The organism is Pseudomonas sp. XP1 (genome assembly GCF_053557675.1).
This window is the reverse complement of record NZ_JBNRIJ010000067.1, coordinates 5,421-7,425: the sequence shown is the minus strand read 5'-3', so window position 1 is coordinate 7,425 and position 2,005 is coordinate 5,421. Positions and strand designations below refer to the sequence as shown.

2 protein-coding genes are annotated in these 2,005 nt (G+C 62.6%); one reads left to right on the top strand and one right to left on the bottom strand.

Features of this window, described 5'->3' with window-relative positions; translation table 11 throughout:
- Positions 1-84: 84 nt before the first annotated feature.
- Positions 85-1,089, bottom strand: coding sequence for an amidohydrolase family protein (locus ACK1U9_RS25580; protein ID WP_046615109.1), 1,005 nt, complete (start codon positions 1,087-1,089; stop codon positions 85-87).
- Between the two features lie 117 nt (positions 1,090-1,206).
- Between ACK1U9_RS25580 and ACK1U9_RS25575 the strand changes: the two genes are divergently transcribed.
- Positions 1,207-2,005: pirin family protein (locus ACK1U9_RS25575; RefSeq protein WP_449110270.1), on the top strand; the 799-nt coding region annotated here is incomplete at its 3' end.

Here is a 2,005-nt window from a genome sequence, read left to right as displayed (position 1 = left end):
CCACAGGTACTGCATAGGCTTCAAAACCTGTGCAGTACCTGTGGGAGCTGGCTTGCCGGCGATAGGGCCAGCACAGGAAAACCCTTATTTCTGCCTGGGCAGTACAGCCAGAAAATTCTCCCTGGCCACCTTGTTGGCAACTTGTTCCGGCAATGCATCCAGAAACGGCCTGAACCCATGCATCTGCTCCCCAAGGCTACCAAACCGCCCCACCACATCCGAACCCAGCATGAACCTATCAGGGAACTTTTCGACCAGTGCCAGCCACTCCTTTCGTGGCACACCCCGGTCATCCAGCAGGTAGGGTTCCAGCACGCTCCACGACAAATCGACATACAGGTTCGGGTAATCCTCCAGCAACCGCGTCAGCACCGGCAGCAGAAAGTCCATCTGCGTCTGGTGCCGGTGAATCTCCATGCTGCTGCCCGCGTGCGCCCAGATGAACCGCGTGTGTGGGTGATTGCGCAGCGGCTCTTCGATCTCCGCCAGGTACAAGGGGTTGCGCTCGCGCTTGGAGGTGATGTTGGAGTGCAGCAGCACCGGCAGGTCGCGCTCGGCCGCCAGGTGGTAGATACGCGTCATGGCTTCGTTGTTGGCGCGCGGCGTGTCACCGCTGGTCAGTGCCGTCAGGTCATCGTGGCGGGTGAACACCTCGCCAATGCCTTGCCACAGCCCCGGATGCAGATCGAGCATGCGCTCGATATGGCTGGCGGCATTCTTGTCCACCGGATTGAAGCCGGCCAGGAACGGATGAAAGCGCTTGCGCTGCTCGTCGGGCAGTTGCTGCAACGCCGCGGCGACGTAGGTGTCGGTGGCGCTGTACCAATAGGCTTCGGCGTCGTCCCCAGCGTAATAGCGCGGGCGCTTGGGCTCGTCTTCGTGCCACTTCTTGGCCACCGGGATGCCGGAAATCATCGACTGCTCGATACCGGCGGCGTCCATGGCCTGGATCAGCGCGGGCATGCCTTCGCTTTCCTGGAAGAAGTCGACGTAGTGCAGGTGGGCATCACTGTAGCGGTAGTCGCGGGCCTGCGCCGCTTGGCACAGCCAGGTGGATAACAGCACGCAGGCCAGCGCTCTGAAGATCATGATGAAGCTTCCTTTTCCGTGTACCAGATCTCTAGACCGGCCAGCCAACCAGACGGTTCAGCCGCGGCGGGCAAACCGCTATGCTTGAGGCATTTCCACCTTGCCTGGAGCCTTCCAATGAGCAGCCCCCTGGTCATCCGCCCACGCGCCGAATCGGTCGAGGGCCAGCCGATCCTGCGTCCGCTGCCGTCGGCCCAGTGCCGCAGCGTCGGCCCATTCGTGTTTTTCGACCATATGCTCGAAACCGACTATGCCCCGGGGCATGGCATGGACATCCGCCAGCACCCGCATATCGGCCTGTCGACCCTTACCTACCTGTTCGAGGGGGCAATCCTGCACAAGGACAGCCTCGGCTCGGTGCAACGGGTGCTGCCGGGCGATGTCAGCTGGATGACCGCAGGCAGCGGCGTGGCCCATGTCGAGCGCACGCCTGAAGATGCCCTGGCCCATGGTTCACGCCTGCACGGGTTGCAGGTATGGCTGGCATCCCCACGCGAGCATGAACAAGGCGCGGCAAGTTACAGCCACCACCCGGCAGCGAGCCTACCGGTCAGCGACAGCCTGGGGGTGCGCATCTGCATGATTGCCGGCAGCGGGTTCTGCCTGGAATCGCCGGTGCCGGTGCTCTCCCCTACCCTTTACGCGCATGTACAGATGCAACCGGCAACCACGCTGGTGGTGCCGAACGAGCATGTGCAGCGGGCGCTGTACCTGCTCGATGGTGAGCTGCTGATGAACGATGAGGACGTGGAACCGTGCAGCCTGGTGGTTCTGCCGGAAGGCGAAGAGGTGACGCTATATGCAGAGGGTGAGTGCCAGCTGGTGCTGATTGGTGGCGCGCCACTGGATGGGCCGCGGCGGATGAACTGGAATTTCGTCGCCAGTGATGCGGAGCTGATCGAACAGGCCCGGGCCA

Excerpts from the sequence above, each read along its gene's own strand:
- ACK1U9_RS25580 (WP_046615109.1), bottom strand. The coding sequence starts at position 1,089 with ATGATCTTCAGAGCGCTGGCCTGCGTGCTGTTATCCACCTGGCTGTGC.